Annotated in this window: 28 protein-coding genes; 10 read left to right on the top strand and 18 right to left on the bottom strand. The window is 61.0% G+C overall.

All coding sequences use genetic code 11. From position 1 onward, the window contains the following. Positions 1 to 34 precede the first annotated feature (34 nt). Positions 35 to 1,285 carry an ABC transporter permease gene (locus D3Y57_RS10790; protein WP_121152986.1) on the bottom strand — a complete coding sequence of 417 codons (1,251 nt, stop codon included), beginning with the start codon at positions 1,283 to 1,285 and terminating at the stop codon, positions 35 to 37. Further along, positions 1,282 to 2,172, bottom strand: coding sequence for an ABC transporter ATP-binding protein (locus tag D3Y57_RS10785; protein ID WP_121155771.1), 891 nt, complete (start codon positions 2,170 to 2,172; stop codon positions 1,282 to 1,284). Before D3Y57_RS10785 ends, D3Y57_RS10790 begins: the two co-directional genes overlap by 4 nt. Before the next feature lie 104 nt (positions 2,173 to 2,276). On the opposite strand from D3Y57_RS10785, the gene queG reads away from it, so the two are divergent. Then, positions 2,277 to 3,353 (top strand): tRNA epoxyqueuosine(34) reductase QueG, encoded by a 1,077-nt coding sequence (gene queG / locus D3Y57_RS10780; RefSeq protein ID WP_121152985.1) that lies wholly within the window; start codon positions 2,277 to 2,279, stop codon positions 3,351 to 3,353. Here the strand turns inward: queG and D3Y57_RS10775 are convergent. Beyond that, positions 3,310 to 3,681, bottom strand: a complete 372-nt coding sequence (locus tag D3Y57_RS10775; RefSeq protein WP_121152984.1) for a hypothetical protein — start codon at positions 3,679 to 3,681, stop codon at positions 3,310 to 3,312. The two genes, queG and D3Y57_RS10775, sit on opposite strands and share 44 nt — an antisense overlap. Positions 3,682 to 3,811: 130 nt before the next feature. Here D3Y57_RS10775 and D3Y57_RS10770 point away from each other — a divergent pair, with 130 nt between their 5' ends. The 3 genes from D3Y57_RS10770 to D3Y57_RS10760 all read left to right on the top strand — a co-directional run bounded on the left by D3Y57_RS10770 (position 3,812) and on the right by D3Y57_RS10760 (position 7,656). Further along, complete coding sequence (locus D3Y57_RS10770; RefSeq protein WP_121152983.1) at positions 3,812 to 4,804, top strand: adenosine kinase; 993 nt, start codon at positions 3,812 to 3,814, stop codon at positions 4,802 to 4,804. 101 nt (positions 4,805 to 4,905) lie between these two features. After that, positions 4,906 to 6,036: an alpha/beta fold hydrolase gene (locus D3Y57_RS10765; RefSeq protein WP_121152982.1), complete on the top strand. Its 1,131-nt coding sequence runs from the start codon at positions 4,906 to 4,908 to the stop codon at positions 6,034 to 6,036. Between the two features lie 159 nt (positions 6,037 to 6,195). Then, positions 6,196 to 7,656, top strand: coding sequence for a glycosyltransferase family 39 protein (locus tag D3Y57_RS10760; protein WP_121152981.1), 1,461 nt, complete (start codon positions 6,196 to 6,198; stop codon positions 7,654 to 7,656). A 139-nt stretch (positions 7,657 to 7,795) separates the two neighbouring features. Here D3Y57_RS10760 and D3Y57_RS10755 read toward each other — a convergent pair whose 3' ends face one another. The 8 genes from D3Y57_RS10755 to hisB form a co-directional block, all read right to left on the bottom strand. Then, complete coding sequence (locus D3Y57_RS10755) at positions 7,796 to 9,400, bottom strand: amino acid permease (protein WP_121152980.1); 1,605 nt, start codon at positions 9,398 to 9,400, stop codon at positions 7,796 to 7,798. Between the two features lie 88 nt (positions 9,401 to 9,488). Then, positions 9,489 to 9,866 (bottom strand): histidine triad nucleotide-binding protein, encoded by a 378-nt coding sequence (locus tag D3Y57_RS10750; RefSeq protein ID WP_121152979.1) that lies wholly within the window; start codon positions 9,864 to 9,866, stop codon positions 9,489 to 9,491. Between the two features lie 2 nt (positions 9,867 to 9,868). Beyond that, the gene (locus D3Y57_RS10745; RefSeq protein WP_121152978.1) at positions 9,869 to 10,186 is read right to left on the bottom strand and encodes a phosphoribosyl-ATP diphosphatase; all 318 of its coding nucleotides are present in this window, start codon (positions 10,184 to 10,186) and stop codon (positions 9,869 to 9,871) included. A gap of 40 nt (positions 10,187 to 10,226) precedes the next feature. Continuing rightward, positions 10,227 to 10,382, bottom strand: a complete 156-nt coding sequence (locus D3Y57_RS20195; RefSeq protein WP_162987081.1) for a hypothetical protein — start codon at positions 10,380 to 10,382, stop codon at positions 10,227 to 10,229. Between the two features lie 53 nt (positions 10,383 to 10,435). Beyond that, entirely contained in the window at positions 10,436 to 11,209 is a 774-nt protein-coding gene (gene hisF, locus D3Y57_RS10740; protein WP_121152977.1) for an imidazole glycerol phosphate synthase subunit HisF, read from the bottom strand. Next, positions 11,206 to 11,937, bottom strand: coding sequence for a 1-(5-phosphoribosyl)-5-[(5-phosphoribosylamino)methylideneamino]imidazole-4-carboxamide isomerase (gene hisA, locus D3Y57_RS10735; RefSeq protein ID WP_121155769.1), 732 nt, complete (start codon positions 11,935 to 11,937; stop codon positions 11,206 to 11,208). Before hisA ends, hisF begins: the two co-directional genes overlap by 4 nt. Continuing rightward, on the bottom strand, positions 11,934 to 12,545 hold the full coding sequence (hisH, locus tag D3Y57_RS10730; RefSeq protein ID WP_121152976.1) for an imidazole glycerol phosphate synthase subunit HisH: 612 nt from the start codon (positions 12,543 to 12,545) through the stop codon (positions 11,934 to 11,936). Before hisH ends, hisA begins: the two co-directional genes overlap by 4 nt. Then, positions 12,542 to 13,135 carry an imidazoleglycerol-phosphate dehydratase HisB gene (hisB, locus tag D3Y57_RS10725; protein ID WP_121152975.1) on the bottom strand — a complete coding sequence of 198 codons (594 nt, stop codon included), beginning with the start codon at positions 13,133 to 13,135 and terminating at the stop codon, positions 12,542 to 12,544. Before hisB ends, hisH begins: the two co-directional genes overlap by 4 nt. Positions 13,136 to 13,214: 79 nt before the next feature. Between hisB and D3Y57_RS10720 the strand changes: the two genes are divergently transcribed. From D3Y57_RS10720 to D3Y57_RS10700, 5 genes are read left to right on the top strand one after another with little or no spacing between them, the layout of a single operon-like run. Further along, positions 13,215 to 13,694 carry an SspB family protein gene (locus tag D3Y57_RS10720; RefSeq protein WP_121152974.1) on the top strand — a complete coding sequence of 160 codons (480 nt, stop codon included), beginning with the start codon at positions 13,215 to 13,217 and terminating at the stop codon, positions 13,692 to 13,694. Between the two features lie 54 nt (positions 13,695 to 13,748). Further along, positions 13,749 to 15,158: a class II fumarate hydratase gene (fumC, locus tag D3Y57_RS10715; protein WP_121152973.1), complete on the top strand. Its 1,410-nt coding sequence runs from the start codon at positions 13,749 to 13,751 to the stop codon at positions 15,156 to 15,158. Continuing rightward, the gene (locus tag D3Y57_RS10710) at positions 15,155 to 15,355 is read left to right on the top strand and encodes a hypothetical protein (protein ID WP_121152972.1); all 201 of its coding nucleotides are present in this window, start codon (positions 15,155 to 15,157) and stop codon (positions 15,353 to 15,355) included. The genes fumC and D3Y57_RS10710 overlap by 4 nt, the downstream gene beginning before the upstream one ends. Before the next feature lie 51 nt (positions 15,356 to 15,406). Further along, positions 15,407 to 16,048 (top strand): guanylate kinase, encoded by a 642-nt coding sequence (gene gmk / locus D3Y57_RS10705; protein ID WP_121152971.1) that lies wholly within the window; start codon positions 15,407 to 15,409, stop codon positions 16,046 to 16,048. Positions 16,049 to 16,095: 47 nt separating this feature from the next. Beyond that, entirely contained in the window at positions 16,096 to 16,653 is a 558-nt protein-coding gene (locus D3Y57_RS10700) for a hypothetical protein (protein ID WP_121152970.1), read from the top strand. Here D3Y57_RS10700 and D3Y57_RS10695 read toward each other — a convergent pair. Genes D3Y57_RS10695 through crcB form a run of 6 tightly spaced genes read right to left on the bottom strand, consistent with a single transcriptional unit; the run spans position 16,622 to position 20,259 of the window. Beyond that, positions 16,622 to 17,308 (bottom strand): ATP12 family chaperone protein, encoded by a 687-nt coding sequence (locus D3Y57_RS10695; protein ID WP_121152969.1) that lies wholly within the window; start codon positions 17,306 to 17,308, stop codon positions 16,622 to 16,624. The genes D3Y57_RS10700 and D3Y57_RS10695 overlap by 32 nt on opposite strands. Next, a complete protein-coding gene (locus D3Y57_RS10690; protein ID WP_121152968.1) occupies positions 17,305 to 17,526 on the bottom strand; it encodes a hypothetical protein in 222 nt (73 codons plus the stop codon). Before D3Y57_RS10690 ends, D3Y57_RS10695 begins: the two co-directional genes overlap by 4 nt. Continuing rightward, positions 17,523 to 18,179, bottom strand: a complete 657-nt coding sequence (locus D3Y57_RS10685; protein WP_121152967.1) for an HAD-IA family hydrolase — start codon at positions 18,177 to 18,179, stop codon at positions 17,523 to 17,525. Before D3Y57_RS10685 ends, D3Y57_RS10690 begins: the two co-directional genes overlap by 4 nt. After that, the gene (locus D3Y57_RS10680; RefSeq protein WP_121152966.1) at positions 18,176 to 18,775 is read right to left on the bottom strand and encodes an FMN-binding negative transcriptional regulator; all 600 of its coding nucleotides are present in this window, start codon (positions 18,773 to 18,775) and stop codon (positions 18,176 to 18,178) included. The genes D3Y57_RS10685 and D3Y57_RS10680 overlap by 4 nt, the downstream gene beginning before the upstream one ends. Beyond that, a complete protein-coding gene (locus tag D3Y57_RS10675; protein ID WP_121152965.1) occupies positions 18,776 to 19,888 on the bottom strand; it encodes an RluA family pseudouridine synthase in 1,113 nt (370 codons plus the stop codon). It lies immediately after the preceding gene. Then, on the bottom strand, positions 19,885 to 20,259 hold the full coding sequence (gene crcB, locus D3Y57_RS10670; RefSeq protein ID WP_121152964.1) for a fluoride efflux transporter CrcB: 375 nt from the start codon (positions 20,257 to 20,259) through the stop codon (positions 19,885 to 19,887). Before crcB ends, D3Y57_RS10675 begins: the two co-directional genes overlap by 4 nt. A gap of 160 nt (positions 20,260 to 20,419) precedes the next feature. Here crcB and D3Y57_RS10665 point away from each other — a divergent pair, with 160 nt between their 5' ends. Continuing rightward, positions 20,420 to 20,716: a hypothetical protein gene (locus D3Y57_RS10665; RefSeq protein WP_347400426.1), complete on the top strand. Its 297-nt coding sequence runs from the start codon at positions 20,420 to 20,422 to the stop codon at positions 20,714 to 20,716. Here D3Y57_RS10665 and D3Y57_RS10660 read toward each other — a convergent pair. Continuing rightward, positions 20,713 to 21,015, bottom strand: a complete 303-nt coding sequence (locus D3Y57_RS10660) for a PilZ domain-containing protein (RefSeq protein ID WP_121152962.1) — start codon at positions 21,013 to 21,015, stop codon at positions 20,713 to 20,715. The genes D3Y57_RS10665 and D3Y57_RS10660 overlap by 4 nt on opposite strands. Positions 21,016 to 21,102: the final 87 nt, after the last annotated feature.

Raw genomic sequence — 21,102 nt, 5'->3', positions numbered from 1 at the left:
CAGGATGCGCCTATTAACATGAATGTCAACGGCGCTAAAGGCCGCCCGACTCTGCAACCTTCCTGGATCGCTTGAACCATCTCCGTTTCGGTCCGCCCGACTTTAATACACCGCTACGGAAACGTTTGGCGGCAAAGCGCACGATGATCGCCACCCACAATCCCTGCCAGACGAGCGCGACCAGATGCGGCCAGATCGTCGCATCCTGCGCCGCCCGTCCCAGCATCGCCAGCGGCGACGACAAGGGAAATATTGCCGCAAACGTCGCCAGCGGCCCGCTGGAATCGTTGACCGTCGCAGACGCCAGCGCGAACACTGCAAGTTGCGACATGGTGATCGGCATCGACAGCGTCTGGACTTCACGCGCGCTATTCGCCTGCGCTCCGATCCCGATGAACGCGCCGCCAAGCAACATATAGTTCATGATATAATAAGCCGCGCCAAGCGCGATGAACAACGGCCAGCCCATCGCGGGCAGGGGCAGCGGAATGCCCGCCGGAATGAAGCTAACCACGGTCAATCCGATGACCGATCCCCACACGATGATGCCAGTCAGCGATACGCCGAGCATCGCGATCAGCTTGCCATAGAAAATCGCGTCGATCGGTACCGCGGCGGCGAGTACCTCGATCACCTTGCTCGATTTTTCCTCGACCATGTTGGACAACAACATCCCGGCCAGCAGCAACGTCAGCATGAACAGCAGCGATTGCGCCCCGCGTGCGACGATATGCCGCGCCGCCGACGTTCCGCCGCCCGCCGGGTCGATCACCGTCCGCTCCAGCTTGATTTCTGAACGTGTCACCCGTGCCAGCTTCAACGCATTTTCGGTTGCCACTTCGTCGAGGATCAGGCGCACATCGTCCTGCAAACTGTCGATCTGGCGACTGGGGCCGATCAACCGAGGCGCTTTCGGCCAACCCGTCATCACGATCGTCGCGCCATTCTTTTGCATCGACAACAAGCCGCGCGCCTGTGCGATTGGATCGCCCTTTGGTTCGATCAGGCGCAAGTCGGGCAGCGCGCCGTTCATTATCGGGTTCAGTCGATCATAGGCCTGACGAATGGGACCAAGGTCGCGCGCCGTTCCGATAACCGCGACCGACGAACGCAGCGCCGCATCGTCTGCACGACCACCCACCACGCCGAACAAGCCGCCGAAACCCAACGCCATCAACGGCCCCAGCAGAAACAATAGGAACGTTCGCGAAAACACCGTGGCGGTGAAATCGCGCCGCGCGATCACCCATATCGAAGCCAGAATTGGAAAGCGCGTCCGGTTCATGCCACTTTCTCCGCAACAGTCGGTGCCGCCATATCCGCCGCCGCCTTCGCACCCGCTATCGCGACAAAGGCATCGTGGAGGCCGGGGCGCTCGATTGACAGGCTTTCGATGCCCGCCTGACCCTGGATCAGCGCGTTCAACAGCGGTTCGATACCGTCATCGGGCAATTCGAAATTCCAGTCCGCGCCGTTCTGAACTGCATCCGCCGGGATTGCACTCCGCCACGGCCCACTTGTCGCACGCGTCCGCAGCCGCACTTGTGGACGCAGCCGGTCGCGCGCTTCATCGACGCGCCCCTCGAACCGGACCTTGCCCCCCGCGATAATCGCAATCCGCTCGCACAGCCGTTCGGCGTGGGCGATAACATGCGTCGAAAACAGCACCGTCGCGCCCTCTGTGGCTTGCGCACGGATCATCGTTTCCAATCGCCCTTGATTGAGCGCATCAAGTCCCGAGAACGGCTCATCCAGCACGATCAGTCTTGGTTTGTGGATTAGCGTGCCGAGCAGTTGCACCGTCTGCGCCATGCCCTTCGACAGCGTTCGGATCGTCTTTTTCGCGGCATGGCCCAGCTCATATTCTTCCAGCAACGCATCGGCCCGCCGCCGTCCCTCGGCCAGCGGCAACCCACGTAGCGCGCCCATGAACGCAATCGCCTCCCGCGCCTGCATCGCTGGATACAGTCCGCGCTCCTCCGGCAGATACCCGACCAGCGGCGCGGCCTCCAGCGGGCGGTCGTATCCCAACAGAGAGCGTGTTCCAGCATCGGGATCGATTATGCCCAGCAGCATCCGCAACGTCGTCGTCTTGCCCGCCCCATTTGGACCGAGCACGCCATAAATCGCTCCCGGCGGGACGGCGAGGTCGATGCCATCGACCGCACGCATATCGCCGAAATTCTTGACCAATCCCTGGGCGGAAACCGCCAATTCGATACTCACCCGGTAATTTCCTTGGCGAAAGGCGACCTGTGCCGTGATAGCGACACGCTATGCCGCGTAGCAAGACAGGACTGACGAAAGCTTTAAAGGACGAAGCCGCGCGCCTAGGCTTCGCGGCGTGCGGTGTCACGCGTGCCGATGCCATCGACGGGCGCGAAGCATTGGGCGCGTGGATCGAGGCTGGGCAACACGGCACGATGGGCTGGATGGAAGAACGCGCCCACCAACGCGCCGCACCGCAATCGCTTTGGCCCGAAGCACTCAGCGTGATCGCGCTCGGGATGAGCTACGCCCCAGCCGAAGATCCCATGCGGCTGGCCGGAGAGGGCGGCATCGGGCGCATCTCGGTCTACGCACAGGGCGCGGACTACCACGATGTCGTAAAGCGCAACCTGAAGGCGCTTGCCCGCTGGCTCGTAGAAAACGGCGGCGGCCAGCTCAAGGTTTTTGTGGATACTGCGCCCGTCATGGAAAAACCGCTTGGTCAGTCGGCGGGTATCGGCTGGCAGGGCAAACACACCAATCTGGTCAGTCGCGAACACGGTAGCTGGCTGTTCCTCGGCTGTATCATGACGACACTCGATCTTGAGGCGGACAGCCCCCACGCCGACACCTGCGGCAATTGCGACGCATGTCAGCGCGCCTGTCCGACCAACGCTTTTCCCGCGCCCTATCGTCTCGATGCGCGGCGCTGCATTTCCTATCTGACGATCGAGCATAAGGGGCCGATCCCGCACGAATTTCGCGCGGCCATCGGCAATCGGATCTACGGGTGCGACGACTGTCTTGCCGTCTGTCCCTGGAACAAGTTTGCCGACGCCGCCCACGCCAACCGCGCGTTTCTGGGTCGTCCCGAACTCGCTGCGCCCGAATTGTCCGATCTGCTGGGACTGGACGATGCCGGGTTTCGACAGGTGTTTTCCGGCAGCCCGATCAAACGCATCGGTCGCGAACGGATGGTCCGAAATGCGGCCGTGGCTGCGGGAAACAGTGGCTCGACGGCGCTGATCGAACCGCTCAAACTTCTGCTGAACGACGAATCCGAAACCGTCGCCGAAGCCGCACACTGGGCGCTGAGTGTCCTTACCGCGCCTCTCGCCGCCGCGTCAGGGCCGCAACACAGCTAGCCCGGTCGATATCGCGTCCATCGGGCTGCCGCGCATCGATATAGGTCACGACGGGATCGCGCCCCCTGCTTTCGGGATAAAGATACGCATCCAGCACGCAGATCGGCCCGCGAAATTGCAACCGTTGCGATCCTTCCTCGTGCACGTCCTGATCGGCAGGCCCGAACAATGCGACCAGCCCCCGCGCATTTTCGCCCAGCACGCGCTCCAGCCCGGTCGCCCGCATCGGCGCGCTGCGTGTCGGGATGACCACGGGCCGCGCCGTCGGTGTAGAGACGCAACCGGCAAGGATCAGCGGTGGAAAAAGAAAAACCGGGAAATAACGCATTACTGGCTCCGTCGAACTGGCCGTGTCGAACGAGTTGCCCTTCCCCTTTTGAACCAGCCAAGTAAAGGCAGGGGTTGAACAGGCTCAGGGCGAACGGTGCAAAACCCAAGCTCGCATACCAAAGGCATTTATGACGGCGAAATACGATGTTGTGGCGATCGGCAATGCGATCGTCGATGTGATCGCAAGCGCGGATGAGGCTTTCATCGCGTCCGAAAACCTGACGCGCGGATCGATGCAGCTGATCGACGCCGATCGCGCCACCGAACTCTACAGCCGCATGGCTCCGGGCCGCGAAGTTTCCGGCGGATCGGCTGGCAACACCATCGCCGGGCTCGCCGCGCTCGGTCAGAAATGTGCGTTCATCGGACAAGTCGCCGACGACCAGCTTGGTGAAGTGTTCGCCCATGACATCCGCGCGCTTGGTGTCCGTTTCGACACTGCAAAGCGCGGGCAACAGCCACCCACGGCCCGCTGCCTCATCCTCGTTACCGCCGACGGCCAGCGCACGATGAACACCTTCCTCGGTGCATCGCAATTCCTGCCTGCCGCCGCCATCGACCATGATCTGATCGCAGACTCGGCAATCCTGTATCTCGAAGGCTATCTCTGGGACCCTGAAGAGCCCCGCGCCGCCATGCGCGCCGCGATCGACACGGCAAAGGCCAACGGCCGCAAAGTCGCCTTCACTCTGTCCGACGCCTTTGTGATCGACCGCCACGGTGCCGATTTCCGCAAGATGATCGACGCAGGGGATATCGACATCCTGTTTGCCAATGATGGCGAAGTTCACGCGTTGATGGGCACGGCCGATGTCGCCAGCGCCGTCACCGCCCTGTCGGCAAAGGTTCCCACCCTCATCGTCACCCACGGTGCCAACGGAGCCGAAGCGCATTGCGGCGGCCAGCACGCCCGCATCGCCGCCGAACCCATTGCTCAGGTCGTAGACACCACCGGCGCAGGCGATCTCTTCGCGTCAGGCTTCCTCAGCGGACAGGCACAAGGCCGTTCGCTCGAGGACAGTTTGATTATGGGTGCAGTCTGCGCAGCCGAAGTCATCTCGCATTACGGTCCGCGTCCAGAGGGCGATCTGAAAGCTCTCGTCGCAAAACGACTGGGCTAATCCCGCGCGCACCCCGTCCCACACTATGGGATGGGGTGTAGTTTGCTCGTCGAATGTGACTGCGTTACTGGTGTTCCACTGCTGTTCAGTGGAGAAGTGCCATGGCATCCTTGTTTCCTCCAGCAATCCGCCGCGCCCTTTGCGTGTTGGCAATCGGGGCCGTTAGCCTGCCGACAGCGGCTTCTGCGGTCGGTGAAATAGTCTCATCGACCCGGATCGCCGGCGCGCCCGACGGTGCCACAGCTTATCGCATTCATTACCGATCGACCGACAAGGATGGCCGCCCGATCGTCGTCAGTGGCGCCATGGTCGTACCCGCCGGTCCGGCGCCGGCAGGCGGACGTCCGGTCGTCGTCTGGGCGCATGGTGCATCGGGTATTGCGGAAAATTGCGGGCTTTCCGACAAACCGGGGCTGTTCGGTCAGATCGCGGGGCTGAACAGCTTGCTGGCGGCTGGCTATGTCGTCGCCGCGCCCGATTATCAGGGGCTGGGTAACACCGGCCCGCACCCGTTTCTGGTCGGCACCGCAAGCGCGCATACTGTTCTCGATTCGGTTCGGGCGGCCCGCGCGCTTCCGGGTGCGAAGGCATCATCGCGTTACGCGCTATGGGGTGAATCGCTGGGCGGCTTTTCCGTGCTGTGGGCGGGCAAACTCGCCGCCCGCTATGCGCCTGAACTGACTCTGGTCGGTGTGGCCGCTGCTGCGCCTCCGACCGATCTAAAGGCCAATTTGACCGGCGGCACCAACGCCGCCGTGCGCGCTTTCCTGACATCCTACGCCGCCGAAAGCTGGTCGCGTGTTTACGACGTGCCGCTGACGACCGCCGTCAAACCCGCGACTGCCAAGCTCATCACAGCCATCGCCCGGAACTGCGTGTCGCTCGACGGTTTTGCGCTTCGCACGAAGATCGGGATGCTGCGGCTGGCGCGTCAGTTGCGCAATGTGAACCTCGCGGAATCGCCCCGCTCGGGAGCGTTAATGCAGCAGAATTCGGTAACCCCGACTGGCTTCACGATGCCGCTGCTCGTGGTTCAGGGTTCCGCTGACGTTATCGTCGCACCGGCAGTCACGCGTGCGCTCGTCGATAAACTTTGCGCTCGGCGGGCCAATGTGCGGTTCATCTCTATCGAAGGGGGCGATCATGTGTCGGTCGCAAAACGATCGGCGCCCGAGACGGTGAACTGGCTGGGTGATCGGTTCGCGGGGAAACCCGCTGCGTCGAGTTGCTGACATTGGCTTCGTCCGATCTTGGTGGAAAAGCGACAGTCCGCTTTTGGGCGGCGCCTATCCCGTAGCAGACGTCAGGAGCGCTCTCGAAAAACGGGCTGCTACGGTCCTTGGAGGTTCGGCCCACGTTTTGTTAACGGCAGTCCGCATAGAGCGGCAAGCATGATCGACCAAGAATCTCGGATTGCGCCGACGCGGTTTCCTGTATCGCCACGGCTATTGTGGCCCGCACTTCTGCTCATTGTCGCGCTTGTCGCGCTCACGATTGGCTGGGTTGGTTATTCGGCGTCGGACGATGCGGCCTATCATGCCGCCGCGCTCGAATGGCTGTATCGCGCGCCCTTTCCCGGTCATGACCACTGGGCGACGCGCTTCCCGCTGGTGTTAACGCTCGCCGCCATGATCGGCGTGATCGGCGATGGCGCGCTCGCGATGTATATGACGGCTTTGCTGTGGTACGCCATGTTCCTGCTCGCTATCCACAGCCTGGCTACACGGATCGGTGGTGTGCGCGCCGGGTGGCTGGCGGCGATGCTAGTCGGCACGATGCCTGTGGTGATCACCAATGCGACAACCGTGTCGTGCGATCTCACCGAGGCCATATTCCTGGTCCTCGGCATCCGATTAATCGGCGATGCCGCGATAGATAGGGATAAACAGTGGCTGCCTATCGTTGCCGGCCTTTCGTTCGGCACGGCGATCCTGTGCCGGGAGACGACATCGCTCGCGCTATTGGGTTTTGTGCCGTTGTTTCTGATCGGCCGCCCTGTGTCGCGCCGTTCCCTGATCCTTATGGGGCTGGCCTGCGCTGCTTTGCTCGCTGGCGAGGCTCTGTTTCAATTCCTGCTGACGGGTGATCCGCTCAATCGCTGGACGCTCGCCTTCCATCACGACAGCCACATCGATCGCGCGGCCAATCTCGAAGGCAATTTTCTCGTCCATCCAGCGATCGATCCGCTGCTGGTGCTGCTGGTCAATAATGATTTCGCGTTGCTGTTTTGGCTGGCGGGTGCGGCGGTGGCGATGCGTTTCCATAACAGCCTCGATGCTGCGGGCCGCGCCCGGATGCATATCCTCTTCATGCTTGCACTGTCAGCCTTTCTGCTGGTTGGCGGACTTTATACCAAGCTGGTGCTCAATCCTCGTTACTTCGTGCTCCCGGCAATTGCCGCCTCGATCGCGGTGGCGATCTGGCTGGATCGGATGCGCGCGACCCCGCGTGCGATGATTCTCATCGTCGCGCTCGGAGCCAACCTGTTGATGTTGAGCGCCGAGAATGCGTTTCCGCGCTGGCCTGCCGAAGCCCTTGTGCAAGCCGGGCGGGATTATCGTGGCCAACCGATCGTAACGAATGCCGAAATCTTGCACCGAGCATCGCTGCCGATCGGCTGGAACGGGCTGACCGGGATCACCGTAGGCAATCCGCAGGTTGGCGCGCTTTATTTCTCGATGGAGGCGGAGCGCCCGGCAAATGCCGTTGTGGTGGCGCACTATCCTTCGCCAGCGACGCCGTTGGGCCGCATGATCACCATGATCGGGCTCGCGCGCTTCGTACCGGACCGAATCGGCAGGCGGCTTTTCGCGCCCAACCCTACGATGGCATTGTCGCGCCCGGTGGGCTGAAAGTCCCCCAGCGGTCGAAACCCACTGTCTATTGTCAGAATGCCAACCTAGCCGGATGAATGACGCATTCTGGGCAAGGGGTCGTTCGACATCTCCTTCGAACGCCCCCGACACACCATCGGAACGGGCCGCCGCCGCCTCAATAAACCGGCGGAGCAGCCCCCGGCATGGGTGGAATATCGCTATCGTCCTCATGGACATCATCCAGCCCCAACCCGACATGGCTGCGTTTGCGGCTATACATGAAATACACGATCAGCCCGATCCCGCCCCAGACCGGCAGAACCAGAATCGCGAGCAGCGGCAGCGACACATACAATCCGACGCAGCCGATAATCGCCAGAGGGGCGATGATGCCGACTGCGGGAACGCGGAACGGACGTTTGCGCGTCGGGTCTTTCCGACGAAGGACCAGCACTGCAATCGCGACCATCAGGAATGCGAACAACGTTCCTGAGTTCGAGTAATCGGCAAGCCTTCCGACCGGCAGGACGGCGGCGGCAATCGTCACGACCACGCCCGTTACCGCCGTCACGACATGCGGCGTCTTGAACTTCCGGTGGACGCTGGCGAGCTTTGCGGGAAGCAAACCATCGCGGGCCATCACAAAGAACACACGGGTTTGACCGAACATCATCATTAACACGACCGAAGGCAGTGCTAACACGGCGGCGAGGCCGACGAGACGACCCATCACCGGCCAGCCGATGCTGTCGAGGACATGGACGAGTGCTTCCTTCGAACAGACCAGCGGTTCGAGAATCCCACTTGCGGTAATCGCCGCGCAACGTCCGGCCATTTCGGCGGAACCCGGTGCAAGAACCGCTCCGCTTGCATCCATGACGGGTTGCGCGCCAATCGCCCCAATGGCACCGCTTGCAACCAGCAGATAGAATAATGTGCACACGCCAAGGCTGGCGATCAGGCCGATCGGCACGTTGCGTTGTGGGTTCTTGGTTTCTTCGGCAGCGGTCGAAACCGCATCGAAACCGACATAAGCAAAGAAGATTGAAGCCGCCGCGCCCAATACGCCGGTGCCGCCCGTTGGCAGGAACGGCGTGAAATTCTCCGATTTCAGAACGGGAATGGTGAGGGCGATAAATGCTGTCAGCGCCGCTATCTTGATCGCGACCAACACCGCATTGACGCGCGCGCTCTCAGTCGTGCCAAGGATCAGAAGGCCGGTGACGAGGATCGAGATGATAACGGCTGGCAAGTTGAAATAACCGCCGACCTGCGTCGCGGTGATGAGATCGGGCGTTGCCTCTGCTCCGAAAGCCAGTGACACCTTTGCCATCAGGGCGTCGCCATTGCTTAACACGGCGGGGAAATTCCATCCCAGCCCGCGTAACAGCCCTACCGCGTGGTTCGACCAGCCAACCGCAACCGCGCTCGCGCCGACCGCATATTCGAGGATCAGCGCCCAGCCGACCATCCACGCCAGCAGTTCGCCGGTGACTGCGTATGTGTAGGTATATGCCGACCCCGAAACCGGCACCATCGAGGCGAGTTCGGAATAGCAAAGTGCCGCGACGCCGCAGACGAAACCCGCCACGATGAAGCTCAACAACATCCCCGGCCCCGCCTTTTGCGCGGCCTCCGATGTCAAAACGAAAATACCCGTTCCGATGACGGCACCGATGCCAAGCATCGTAAGCTGGAATGCACCCAATGATCGGTGCAGCCCCTTTTTCTCGGCCGTAGCGAGAATGGCGTCGAGAGATTTGACGCGGTCGAAAATCATGCGGGAGCCCCCATAAATCTTGTTATTGGCCGGGAGCCTAGCCAGTAATCGCGTGTAGGCAAGCGTTTAGCGTGGACCATGCTTTTCGCTAACGAATGAGCATCGGCCCAAGCGGTTGGCCCGCAAAAATATGGACATGAAGGTGGGGAACTTCCTGATGTGAATCCAGCCCGGTGTTCGCCAGCAGTCGATATCCCGAAGTCACCAGACCGGCGGCTCGCGCGACTTCTCCGACGGCCCGAACGAACCCCAGGATTTCGGCGTCGGGCGCGCGGGCGGAAAAATCGTCCCACGACACATAGGCTCCCTTTGGGATCACCAATATGTGTGTCGGAGCCTGTGGCGCTATGTCGTTGAACGCCAGTGCGAATTCATTTTCGAAGACCGTTTTCGAAGGAATCTCGCCGCGCAGGATTTTCGCGAAAATGTTCTGGTCGTCATAGGGCAGGGTGGCGTCGACGGGCATACTCAGGTCTTTCGTGCAGCTTTTTCGGCAATTCCCGACATGCCTTCGCGCCGGTCCAGCTCGGCCGTGACGTCGGCAAACGCGACGCCCCTGGCATCGAGCAAAACGAGCAGGTGAAAGATCAGGTCGGCGGCTTCCCCGGTCAGATCCTTCGCATCGCCGGTCAGGGCGGCAACGACCGTTTCGACAGCTTCCTCACCCAGCTTGCGTGCGATCAGCGGTGGGCCACCGGCGTGAAGTTTCGCCACATAGGACGTCGCCGGATCGGCATCGCGGCGCGCGGCGATGGTGCGGGATAATAGTGTCAGTGTGTCGGTCACGGGGTTGTTAAGCGGCGGACTGGTGCCGACGTCAAGCCTGCTAGGGACGGCGACTGACGTGACGGCCGATTATCAAGCCGACGACACCCAGCGCGAACAGGCCGAATTCGCCCGGTTCGGGGATCTCAACGCTGCCAAACGCCAAAGCGGGGCTGGCGACGCAAAATATTGTCAGAAAGGAAACCGCGCGGAGCATGGAAAGCTCATGTCACGAATCGCCCCGAGTCGCCAGTTGCTGCATCTGCGAAGCTATGCCGTTTCGGGACAGTGCCGAACCGGAAACCCGGCATTTCCCAGCGCACGGCGCGCCTCGGCAATCGTTACGTCGCCGAAATGAAATATCGACGCGGCAAGAACCGCACTCGCGTGGCCTCTCGACACCCCTTGCACCAAATGATCCACCGACCCGACGCCACCGCTGGCAATCACCGGAACCGCGACGGCATCGGCAATCGTCCGGGTCAGTTCCAGGTCATAACCATCGCGCGTCCCGTCGCGGTCCATCGAAGTCACCAGCAATTCACCCGCGCCCAGTTCGGCCAGCCTGATCGCGTGCTCGATAGCATTCAGCCCCGTTGCCTTGCGCCCGCCATGCGTGAAGACTTCCCAGCCGTCACCGACCCGCCGGGCATCGACCGACGCGACAACGCACTGGCTCCCAAACCGCTCGGCGATATCGGCCACCAGTTCAGGCCGCGCGACCGCCGCAGAATTGACCGCTACTTTGTCCGCCCCCGCCAGCAGCAACGCCCGCGCATCGTCCGCACTCCGCACTCCGCCGCCGACGGTCAGCGGCATGAAGCAAACTTCGGCGGTCCGGCGCACGACATCGATGATCGTGTCGCGCCCTTCATGGCTCGCTCCGATATCCAGAAAGCAAAGCTCGTCCGCCCCCGCCGCGTCATAGGCGCGCGCAACCTCGACCGGATCGCCAGCATCCCGCAGATCGACAAAGTTCACGCCCTTCACGACCCGCCCATTGGCGACGTCGAGGCAGGGGATAACGCGGACCCGAACGCTCAAAGCGCAGCCAGTTCGAGCGCCACCTTCAGGTCGAGCCGCCCGTCATAAAGAGCCCGCCCGGTGATAACGCCCTCGATGCCATCCTTCGCGTGGATCGCCAGCATCCGGATATCCGCGATCCCCGCGACACCGCCGCTCGCGATAACCGGAATGTTGGTCGCCCGCGCCAGATCGACCGTCGCCTGAACGTTGCACCCCTTCAACATCCCGTCGCGCCCAACATCGGTGAACAGCAACGCCGCGACCCCCGCATCCTCAAACCGCCGCGCCATATCGATCACCTCGACATCGGAAACATCGGCCCAACCCTGCGTCGCGATAAATCCGTCGCGCGCATCGACTCCGACGACGACGCCGCCCGGAAATGCCTTTGCCGCATCGCGCACCAGTTGCGGGTTGGTCAGCGCGGCGGTTCCGATAATCACCCGCGATACACCCGCCGCGAACCATGCCTCGATAGAAGCCATCGTCCGAATGCCGCCACCGACCTGAACATGGCCCGGAAATGCCGCGACTATCCGCGCTACCGCGTCGGCGTTGACGCCATGCCCGGCAAATGCGCCATCGAGATCGACCACATGAAGATAACCCGCGCCCTGATTGGCAAAGATCATTGCCTGCGCGACCGGATCGTCACCGTAAACGGTTGCGCGATCCATATCACCTTCAGCCAGACGGACGACTTGCCCACCCTTCAGGTCGATTGCGGGAAATACGATAAGGCTCAAGGCCGCCACTCCATAAAACGCGCCAGCGTCGCCAGACCGTAAGCCTGACTCTTCTCTGGGTGAAATTGCACCCCCAACATATTGTCGCGACCGATCGCAGCAACAATCGGTCCGCCATGATCAGTCAGCGCCAGAACCTGTTCCGGGTCATCGGCCGTAAAAGCATAGCCGTGCAGAAAATACGCCTCCCCGCCTTGCAGGACGGGATGCAGCCCGGATACATCGACATCGTTCCAGCCCATGTGCGGAATCTTCAAATCGGGAGCTGGCGCAACCGGCCCCACGCTCCCGGCGATCCAGCCAAGGCCGGGAGTCACGCCATGTTCGCGACCCTCGCCAGCCATCAATTGCATCCCGACGCATATCCCGAGGAACGGCGTTTCATTCCGCAAAACCGCGTCGCCCAGCGCGTCGATCATGCCGGGGATTGCGGACAATGCGCTCATGCAATGCGCAAATGCTCCGACGCCTGGCAAGACAATGCGCGTCGCGGCCAGAACATCTTTGGGATCGGCGGTGACAAGAACGTCCGCGCCAACCGCCTTCAAAGCATTGGCGACCGAATGAAGATTACCCGCGCCATAATCGATCAGCGCAACCGACTTCATCCGCCCAGCGTCCCCTTAGTCGAAGGAATGCTGTCTGCCTTGCGCGGGTCGATCTCGACCGCCTGCCGCAACGCCCGCGCCAATCCCTTGAAGCAGCTTTCGACGATATGGTGGTTATTTGACCCGTATAGGTTTTCGACGTGCAGGGTCAGGCCTGCACTCTGCGAAAACGAATGGAACCAGTGTTCGATCAGTTCGGTATCCCATTCACCGAGGCGCGGGCTGTCGAGCTTCACTTTCCAGACGAAAAACGGCCGCCCTGAAATATCGAGCGCAACGCGGGTCAGCGTCTCGTCCATCGGCGCATAAGCGGTGCCGAATCGCGTGATGCCCTTTTTGTCGCCCATCGCCTGCGAGAACGCCTCACCAATCGCGATGCCGCTATCCTCGGTCGTGTGGTGCTGATCGATATGCAGATCGCCGACCGCTTTCAGGTTCAGGTCGATCAATGAATGGCGCGATAGCTGCTCCATCATGTGATCCAGAAAACCAATTCCGGTGGAGACGTCGTAAATCCCAGTGCCGTCGAGGTTCAACTCAACGTCGATGGAAGTTTCACTGGTCTTGCGATGAACCGAGCCTGTGCGCATGGCGAGTGCCTATAACCGCTGAGCGTCGCTGTGCAACGCATCTTGACCCTTTCGCGTCACGCGTTCACCTAGGCAGCATATGACCGACACTCTGCCCGACAGCCTGATTCCCTATGATGAAATCGTCCAGGAGGCGTTGCGCGCCGTCGTGGGCCGTGTGCTGGGAAGCATTCAGCATGAGGGGATGCTGCCCGGCGAGCATCATTTTTACATCACATTCAAGACTGGCGCTCCGGGAGTCGATATTCCTTCGCACCTGATCGCGCGTTTCCCCGATGAAATGACGATCGTGCTCCAGAATAAATTCTGGGACCTGAAAGTTCATGATGCCGCGTTTGAGGTGGGTCTGAGTTTCAATGCAATTCCCGCGCGGTTGTTCGTGCCGTTTTCGTCGATCACCGGCTTTGTCGATCCGGCAGTCAATTTCGCACTGCAGTTTCAGGTCGCGGGCGATGGCGAAGGGCCGGCCGAACATGATGCCGCCGGTAACGATGCCCCGTTCGAACCCGTCGAGGATGGATCGAATGTCGTGTCGGTGGACTTCAAGCGGAAGAAGTGACCGTCCCCACAGGCAGCTACCCTGAATTCGCTTCAGCATGACGAGCCTTTCCATATGAGCAACACCCGCACCGAAACCGACAGCTTCGGCCCTATCGAAGTCCCCGCCACGGCCTATTGGGGCGCGCAGACACAACGCAGTATCGAGAATTTTCCGTTCGGCGCGCGTGAGGCGATGCCGATCGAAATCGTCCACGCACTTGCCATCGTGAAACAGGCGGCGGCTCGCGTGAACCGTGCGCACGGGCTGGATGCAAAGCTGGCTGATGCGATCGAATCGGCTGCGGCTGCGGTTGCAACAGGCGAGCATGACGATCAGTTTCCGCTGGTTATCTGGCAGACAGGTTCGGGCACTCAGTCGAACATGAACGTGAACGAAGTTGTAGCCGGGATCGCGAACGAGGCGCTGTCGGGAGTTCGCGGCGGCAAAACCCCGGTCCATCCCAACGACCATGTCAATATGAGCCAGTCGTCGAACGACAGTTTCCCCACTGCGCTTCACGTCGCGGCGGCGGCTTCGGTTACGCACAAACTCTATCCGGCGCTCGAGCGATTACGCGGCGCGCTCGGGGCTAAGTCAAAGGCATGGGGGAACATTGTAAAGATCGGCCGAACCCATTTGCAGGATGCGACTCCGCTGACTTTGGGGCAGGAATTTTCAGGGTACGCCAACCAGATTTATCGCTGCCACATGCGCATCGAACCGGCGATCATAAACGGAATGTGCCGACTCGCGCAGGGGGGCACGGCAGTTGGCACCGGCCTGAATGCGCCACATGGATTTGCCGGTGAAATGGCGGCGACGATTGCCGATCTGACCGGCCTGCCGTTTCTGCCGGCGGAAAACAGCTTCGAAGCGCTGGCATCAAACGATCCGATCGTTCACCTGTCGGGAACTCTGAACACGTTGGCCGTTGCGCTGACCAAAATTGCCAACGACATTCGGCTGCTCGGTTCTGGGCCGCGCGCGGGAATCGGCGAACTCAATCTGCCGGAAAATGAACCAGGCAGTTCGATCATGCCGGGCAAGGTCAACCCGACTCAGTGCGAGATGCTGACGATGGTGGCGGCTCAGGTGATAGGCAATCATCTTGCGATCACGGTTGGCGGAATGCAGGGGCATCTCGAACTCAACGTGTTCAAACCGATGATCGGTGCGAACCTGCTGCGTTCGATCGACCTGTTGGCGATCGGAATGGACAGTTTTGCGGCGCGCTGCGTCGACGGGCTCGAACCGAATCGCGACCGGATCGCTGAACTGGTGGACCGGTCATTGATGCTCGTGACGGCACTCGCACCCGAGATTGGTTATGATAATGCCGCAAAGATCGCCAAGCACGCTCATCACGAAAACCTGACATTGCGAGAGGCCGCACTGGCCCTGAGCCTCGTCGATGCCGCAACCTTTGATCGGCTCGTGCGTCCTGAGACCATGATCGGCAACAACGAAGGTTCTCACAAATGATCGGCAAGATTCTCGGCGCAATTCTCGGCAGCAAGATCGACAGGAGCGATGGCGATAGCGGGGTAAAAGGTGCTGCAATCGGAGCGTTGGCCGTTGGCGCGGCTCGCAGGCTGGGTCCGCTGGCCCTGTTGATCGGCGGCGTTGTTGTTGCCAAATCGATCATGAAGCGAACGGCGAACGCATCAACCGACGCCTGAAAACTTAAAGCTGGGCGTTGACCTTCCCCGCGCTTTGGGGAAGGAGCGCCCATGCCCGTCACATTTCCGCTCGCCCGCCGCGGCCTGCTTTTCGTCCTTTCGTCCCCCTCTGGTGCGGGAAAGTCGACGATAGCGCGAAAACTTCTCGCGGCTGACGATGGGCTGGAAATGTCGGTATCGGCAACGACACGCCCGATTCGCCCCGGCGAAGTCGATGGCGTCGATTACCATTTTGTCGATCTCGAGCGGTTCCGTGAGATGGTTTCGAACGGTGACTTCCTCGAATGGGCGCATGTTTTCGATCATCGTTACGGGACACCGCACAAACCGGTCGATGACATCTTGTCCGACGGGCGCGACGTGTTGTTCGACATAGACTGGCAGGGCGCACAGCAGCTTTACCAGCAGGCGGGCGGCGACGTCGTCCGCGTATTTGTTCTGCCCCCCTCGATGGACGAACTTCACCGCCGTCTGATCGTGCGGGCAACCGACGCACCCGAAGTCATTGACGCCCGCATGGCGCGTGCGGCTTCGGAAATCGGCCACTGGGACGGTTACGACTATGTGCTGGTCAATGATGACGTCGAACGCTGCTTTATCGAGGTAAAGACGATATTGGCCGCCGAACGTCTGAAACGCAGCCGCCAGACAACTCTGATCGGCTTTATTCGGAGCATGACGCGGCCTTCTTGACGACTTCTTGAAGAGGCGTAGTCTCCTGAGAAAATAGGAGGGGCTGGATGATCCGTATTCTTGTCGGTGCCGTTGTTGCAGGGCTGATTCAGTTCATTATCGGTGCCATTGCATGGGCAACTCCGCTCGGTATGCTGGCATTCAAAGCGGTGGGGGATGCCCCAACTGCGGATTTGCAAGCGGCGCTTAGGCGGACGCTGGCTCCCACCGGGACTGGAACCTATTTTATTCCATCACCCGATACGGCTGCGGGTACGGTGATGCTCGGCAATGGTCCGGTTGCGCTCGTCCATTTCAATACCGGCGGCTTTCCCCCGATGAGTGTAACGGCGCTTGGGTCAGGGCTGATCCTGTCGATCGTCATGATGTTGCTGGTGGGCATGGCGCTTTCCAGCGTGCGGGATTTTGCCGCACGCTTTAAAGTGATGCTGCTTTTTGCAACCGCGACGGTTCTGTATTTCCTCATCGCGATGCCCGTGTTCAACGAATATCTGCCGTGGGACTGGTGGATTTATCTGGCGGTGACCGACTTCCTCGCGTTTTCGGTCGGTGCCTATGTCATGATCCGCTGGTTTATGCCGCGCGAAGCAGCGCCAACAGCTTAGCGCCCACGACGAAATCGGCGCGATGGGCTGCGCGTGTGTCGGCGGCCATCCATTCTTCGCCCCATAATTCGGCCTGCCACAGTTCGTCGAGATGGCAGGCGTCGAACGCAGCATCGGGGTCGATCGCGTTGTCGGCAATCATCAGTGCAATGACCAGAGACCCGCCGATCGTGACAATCGGCGATAGCGCCGCAAGTTCGAACGCATCGTGCGCGGCGACCGCTGTGGAAAGGCGGGCGACGGTTTCCGGTGGTTGGGGCGTGTGAATGACCCCCGTCGTCACGGTAAACGCGATATCATAGCGTTGGCGCGCCCAGTCGAGCAGCGGGTTCCAGACTGCCTCCTGCCGCTCGACCAAAGGCGGCGGCGCATCTGCGCGATAGCAGAGCAGGTCGGTTTCGCCATAAACTGCAAGGCCCGCTGCATAGGTTGCCGTATCGGGGGCGATTCGCTCGATCGCCGCATTGGACAGGCCGGTCAGCGGCATTTCATGTGGTTTGATCTCGCTTTCGACCGAGCGCCATTCGTCGGCGACGGCCTGCGCCAGCGCGTCGTTCGGCAGGATCAGCGGCAATCGGCCCGGCGTCCGCACCGGTTTACCGTCGAGCCGAATTCCCCGGTCCTGGACCGTCACGTCTTTCCAGAAACGCTTCATGGAGTGGGCGATCGCCATTGCCGGGCAAGGATTCGCGGCACAACCAGAACCTCGATGGCTCCCATCACGATAAACGCGCCGCCGATAATATCTGCCGGCTCGATCCAGTGTTTCGCCATTATGGAAATACCCAGAAACGCGAGCACGACTCCGCTGAGGCGAACCAGCCCCAGAATAAAGAACCGTGCACGTGCGGGGTCGGGGGTTGGATCGGTCATGCGGGTTCCAGTTCGGTCAATATGTCGCGTGGATGCATGGCGATGGTGTCCGCGCCTGCCGCCCGCAATTCCTCTGTGGGGTGATAACCCCATGCCACGCCGAGCGCGCGCGTTCCGGCCGCCACCGCCATTGCCATGTCGAAACTGGTATCGCCGATCATCACGGTCGTCTCGGGCGACGCGCCCGCTTGCGCCATGGCAGCGTCGATCATTGCAGGATGCGGTTTCGATGGGTGGCGGTTGGCGGTCTGGAGCGTTACGAATTTCGCTGACAGGCCATGATGTGCGAGACACAGCGCAAGTCCGCGATCCGATTTCCCTGTTGCCACGCCTAGCATCCATCCGGCCGCGTCCAGCGCCTCGATCGTCTCAGCGATTCCGTCATAGAGCGGTTCATCGACCAGCCCGTTGCCGCGCATTCGGTGAAACGCCGCCTTGTAATCCTGTGCCAATTGTCTGTGGAGCGCATCGTCGGCTTCGGGCAAAAGCGCCTGCATCGCTTCGAAAATGCTCAAGCCCACGATGCGCAATGTCGCCGCACGACCCGGCGGGTCGAGGCGCGAAGCAACGAAGGCATCGTCCATTGCGGTGCAAATGGTGTGCTGGCTATCAACGAGCGTGCCGTCGCAGTCGAACAGCGCAAGGCGGTTCATGATGACACCATCATGGCGGCCAACGCCGGGTTATTCTGTGCGTTCAGGCCAGCCCGCACGCCCGCCCGATCGGCGTCGCTCTTGTTTTGGTTCAGTTTGGCTGTTCCACGAATGGCTTCAACCCCCAGCTCGAATACACAAAGCGCATCCAGCATTTTGTCGCGCAGGACCGGATCGACTGCCGCTATCGTCCATGCGGGTTTGGGCGCGAGCTTTGCTTCGTAATGATCGGCCAGCGTTTCGATTTGCTCGATCAGCGCATCGCGGTCGAGTTCGACCACCGTTCCGTCGATCTCTACCGTGATATAATTCCACGTCGGAACCTGATTTCGGCCATCCGCATACCAGTCCGGGCTGATATAACCATGCGGCCCCATCACGCTCGCAAGCACGCGCGCACCGTTCAGATGCGGTGCAATCCGATTGCTCCGCGCCAAGTGAAACCGAAAATGCCCTTCATCGGTCATCGTCACAGGAACATGGGCAACCATCGGTCCCGCAGGCGTGGCAGCGAACAGATGCACCATGCCTTCACGCAGTACGACGGCGCGCATTACGGCTTCGTCATTTATCCTGAACCGGGGGTCGGGATGCACTCAGCGTGCTCCCTTTCTTTCCTGACCGCGTGACCGTCGCTCGCCCTTGCGTTCCTTGCGCGCCGACTTCGCCTTGTTGAGCGCCGCGCGGCGCTTGCCCTCGGGAGTCTGCGAGAATTTGACTTCATCCAGCACCAGCACGTCGGCCAGTTCCATGTCAAAGCCCAGATCGTCGATCGTTTCGGCGAAATGCGGCGGCAGTTCGGCGGTTACGTCGATTTGGCCATCGATCGGATGATCCACCCGGATGCGCCGCGCGTGGAGGTGCATCTTGCGGCTGACGGTGCCGGTCAGGAAGCTCGCCTTGCCGCCATATTTGCCGTCGCCGACGATCGGATGGCCGATTGCCGCCATATGGACGCGCAACTGGTGCGTCCGCCCGGTATAGGGCTGCAATTCAACCCATGCCGCCGCGTTTCCGGCGCGTTCGATCACGCGATAGCGGGTGCGGGCGGGGCTGCCCTCCTTTTCGTCCACGTGCATCTTCTCGCCGCCCGATCCGGGCTGCTTGGCAATCGGCAGCTCGATCATGCCGTCGTGGACTTCGGGAACGCCGACGACGATTGCCCAGTAAACCTTGCGCGCGGTGCGGCTGGAAAACGAAGTCGCAAAATGGGCGGCGGCTTTTGGCGTGCGCGCCACCAGCAGCGCGCCGCTTGTGTCTTTGTCGAGCCGGTGGACCAGCTTTGGACGGCCTTTCAACTCATAGTTCAGCGCATCGAGCAGCTTGTCGATATGCTCGGTCGTGCCCGTCCCACCCTGCGTCGCAAGGCCCGGCGGCTTGTTGATGACGATGGCGGCATCGTCCTTGTAGATCACAAGGCTCTGCGCGAATTCGATCTCGTCTTCGGTCAGTGTGCTGACCTTGCGCGTTGGCCGTTCGGACGCGGTCTTTGCAATCGCGGCGTCGGCGGGTGGGACGCGGATAACCTGCCCGGTCTGAACCCGATCACCCGGTGTTGCCCGTGCCCCATCGACGCGCAACTGCCCCGTCCGCGCCCAGCGCGAAACCAGATTGAAGCTCGAATCGGGCAAATGCCGCTTGAACCAGCGATCGAGGCGGATGCCATCGTCGTCGGATGCGACGGTAAACTGGCGGACGTCGTTGCTCATAATGTGCGTACCAATGTGAGGCCCAGCGCGAGCGCGGCGACTGAGCCGATGACGCTGGCGGCGATATAGCCGATTGCAGGAATTGCCTGACCACGTTCGATCATAGCCCATGTCTCAAGGCTGAAGGCAGAGAAAGTCGTAAAGCCACCCAGCACGCCGACGCCTAAGAAAAGCCGCCAGGGCTCTCCATTGTCACCGAACCGCGACAGGGTGGCGACCAGCACGCCCATGAAAAAGCCGCCGATGATGTTGATGCCGAGGGTTCCCCACGGAAACTGAATGCCAAAGGCGCGCAGAGCACCTGTGCTCGCGATATAGCGAACACCAGCGCCGATAGCGCCGCCCGCCATCGTGAGAACAAGTGGGGGCATCGAGAGTGCGAGAGGGGGCATGGTGATGCGCCTAGCGCGCCAGACACATTTCCGCCACCCTTAGCGCCCGCAGTTACTCATCAGGTGGATGCGCGCGTCGTCCGGCAGCGCAACGAATGGACGGCGTGGCAGACTGCGATCCTGAACTTCAGGATAGGCAATGAATTTCTTCGAACGAGAACAAATTGCACCGTCAGGGCTTGTCAGCAAGGCTCGCTGCACCCAATCTCTCATTATGTTCAACGTAATATCGATCCTGATCGGCCTCGTGGCGCTATTGCTTGCCATCCCGGCCTTCCTGCCATTTCTCGGCTGGGCCTATTGGCTCGTAATCCCGATCGCGGTGGTCGGCCTCGTTTTCGGCGTGTTTTCGTCACACCGATCGGGCCGTAATCTCAATATCATTGTCATTCTGGTCGGTGTCGGTCGCCTGCTGCTCGGCGGCGGTATATTTTAACCGCCAATCGCGCTTAGAACTTCGCCGGCAATCGGGCTGAGGAAGGCGCCGCCGATATGGCCTGCGCGTTTCCAGACGATTCGCGCTTCCAGTACGACCCCGTTCAGATCGAGAGTGACCGGAATTCCCGGAACCATCGTGCCGCCGCCCTCTGCCATGAAACCATTGGTCGATATATTGCGCACGGTGATCGCAATGCGGCGTCCGCGTGCTGTACGCAGTCCAGCGGCAATCGCCATCTCCGACCGGTCGATGCGGCGGTCGTCTTCAATGATCGGCGTATAAAGTGCTGTCTTCATTTTAAATCCCCCACCCAATCGGCGTCGAAACGAAGCTATCCTGAAGGGGTGAATAAATTATTATGAATGGCGCTTAGATTTTTTCTA

The sequence above is a fragment of the Sphingomonas paeninsulae genome (assembly GCF_003660165.1).
GTDB classification, from domain to species: Bacteria; Pseudomonadota; Alphaproteobacteria; order Sphingomonadales; family Sphingomonadaceae; genus Sphingomonas_O; species Sphingomonas_O paeninsulae.
This window is presented reverse-complemented; position numbering and strand designations above follow the sequence as displayed.

Bases quoted from the DNA above. Each gene is read 5' to 3' on its own strand.
- D3Y57_RS10790 (WP_121152986.1), bottom strand. From the start codon at position 1,285: ATGAACCGGACGCGCTTTCCAATTCTGGCTTCGATATGGGTGATCGCG.
- D3Y57_RS10785 (WP_121155771.1), bottom strand. From the start codon at position 2,172: ATGCGTGCGGTCGATGGCATCGACCTCGCCGTCCCGCCGGGAGCGATT.
- queG (WP_121152985.1), top strand. From the start codon at position 2,277: ATGCCGCGTAGCAAGACAGGACTGACGAAAGCTTTAAAGGACGAAGCC.
- D3Y57_RS10775 (WP_121152984.1), bottom strand. From the start codon at position 3,681: ATGCGTTATTTCCCGGTTTTTCTTTTTCCACCGCTGATCCTTGCCGGT.
- D3Y57_RS10770 (WP_121152983.1), top strand. From the start codon at position 3,812: ATGACGGCGAAATACGATGTTGTGGCGATCGGCAATGCGATCGTCGAT.
- D3Y57_RS10765 (WP_121152982.1), top strand. From the start codon at position 4,906: ATGGCATCCTTGTTTCCTCCAGCAATCCGCCGCGCCCTTTGCGTGTTG.
- D3Y57_RS10760 (WP_121152981.1), top strand. From the start codon at position 6,196: ATGATCGACCAAGAATCTCGGATTGCGCCGACGCGGTTTCCTGTATCG.
- D3Y57_RS10755 (WP_121152980.1), bottom strand. From the start codon at position 9,400: ATGATTTTCGACCGCGTCAAATCTCTCGACGCCATTCTCGCTACGGCC.
- D3Y57_RS10750 (WP_121152979.1), bottom strand. From the start codon at position 9,866: ATGCCCGTCGACGCCACCCTGCCCTATGACGACCAGAACATTTTCGCG.
- D3Y57_RS20195 (WP_162987081.1), bottom strand. From the start codon at position 10,382: ATGCTCCGCGCGGTTTCCTTTCTGACAATATTTTGCGTCGCCAGCCCC.
- hisH (WP_121152976.1), bottom strand. From the start codon at position 12,545: ATGAAGTCGGTTGCGCTGATCGATTATGGCGCGGGTAATCTTCATTCG.
- hisB (WP_121152975.1), bottom strand. From the start codon at position 13,135: ATGCGCACAGGCTCGGTTCATCGCAAGACCAGTGAAACTTCCATCGAC.
- D3Y57_RS10720 (WP_121152974.1), top strand. From the start codon at position 13,215: ATGACCGACACTCTGCCCGACAGCCTGATTCCCTATGATGAAATCGTC.
- fumC (WP_121152973.1), top strand. From the start codon at position 13,749: ATGAGCAACACCCGCACCGAAACCGACAGCTTCGGCCCTATCGAAGTC.
- D3Y57_RS10710 (WP_121152972.1), top strand. From the start codon at position 15,155: ATGATCGGCAAGATTCTCGGCGCAATTCTCGGCAGCAAGATCGACAGG.
- gmk (WP_121152971.1), top strand. From the start codon at position 15,407: ATGCCCGTCACATTTCCGCTCGCCCGCCGCGGCCTGCTTTTCGTCCTT.
- D3Y57_RS10700 (WP_121152970.1), top strand. From the start codon at position 16,096: ATGATCCGTATTCTTGTCGGTGCCGTTGTTGCAGGGCTGATTCAGTTC.
- D3Y57_RS10695 (WP_121152969.1), bottom strand. From the start codon at position 17,308: ATGAAGCGTTTCTGGAAAGACGTGACGGTCCAGGACCGGGGAATTCGG.
- D3Y57_RS10690 (WP_121152968.1), bottom strand. From the start codon at position 17,526: ATGACCGATCCAACCCCCGACCCCGCACGTGCACGGTTCTTTATTCTG.
- D3Y57_RS10685 (WP_121152967.1), bottom strand. From the start codon at position 18,179: ATGAACCGCCTTGCGCTGTTCGACTGCGACGGCACGCTCGTTGATAGC.
- D3Y57_RS10675 (WP_121152965.1), bottom strand. From the start codon at position 19,888: ATGAGCAACGACGTCCGCCAGTTTACCGTCGCATCCGACGACGATGGC.
- crcB (WP_121152964.1), bottom strand. From the start codon at position 20,259: ATGCCCCCACTTGTTCTCACGATGGCGGGCGGCGCTATCGGCGCTGGT.
- D3Y57_RS10665 (WP_347400426.1), top strand. From the start codon at position 20,420: ATGAATTTCTTCGAACGAGAACAAATTGCACCGTCAGGGCTTGTCAGC.
- D3Y57_RS10660 (WP_121152962.1), bottom strand. From the start codon at position 21,015: ATGAAGACAGCACTTTATACGCCGATCATTGAAGACGACCGCCGCATC.